Source organism: Campylobacter concisus, from assembly GCF_002165775.1.
In the GTDB taxonomy this organism is placed as follows: domain Bacteria; phylum Campylobacterota; class Campylobacteria; order Campylobacterales; family Campylobacteraceae; genus Campylobacter_A; species Campylobacter_A concisus_E.
On sequence record NZ_NDYP01000018.1, the window covers coordinates 1 to 641 of the forward strand.

Consider the following 641-nt stretch of genomic DNA (forward strand, 5'->3'; position numbering starts at 1 on the left):
ATACGCCGACAATGGAATTTTTATACTTCCTGCTGGTAAAGCAGGTCCTGTTGCTTCAATTCCAGCCCCAACAGCACTTCCTCCACTTACACCAAAGTTATTATCTCCACCTGCTGCTAGAGATAAAGCATCTATGCTTCCTACATTAGCGTTGATGTTACTAATGTGGCCTCCTTCTGCAAAGCTAGTAGAAGATAAGCTTACGCCATCTCCACCATTGCCACCTGCTTGTGGACCACCTGCTGCAGTTTCTTCTAGAGCATTAAGGTCTGTTCCTTTTAAGATGGCTTGTTGTAAAGCTGAGATATCAGCTACTGTTTCGTTATTGTTAGAGTCTTGGTCTAGTGTTAGAGTATCTTTACCTATTAAAGTTATATCTTTACCATCAGTTTGAGTTATTGTTACTTTAGAGTTAGAACCCTCTGTAACTATCTTTTCACCTTGGTATACAATATCTCCTACACTTAATTGTCTTACCTCTCCCGTTAAGTCATTAAGTGCTCTTGCTATTCCTCCGTTTACGCTTTTAACTACTCCAGCTTCTTTAGCCATCATGTTCTCCTTATTGTTTATAGTATTTGAAATTTTGAATGAATTATATAAATTTTAGAAGGGCTTGTCTATTGTACTGGGGTACAATG

The 641-nt window shown here is 38.7% G+C and carries 1 protein-coding gene; it reads right to left on the reverse strand.

Annotation, left to right across the window (positions count from 1 at the left end):
• Window positions 1–552, reverse strand: a 552-nt coding sequence (locus B9N66_RS09550; protein ID WP_180382103.1) for a retention module-containing protein, incomplete at its 3' end; no start/stop codon positions are given.
• Window positions 553–641: the final 89 nt, after the last annotated feature.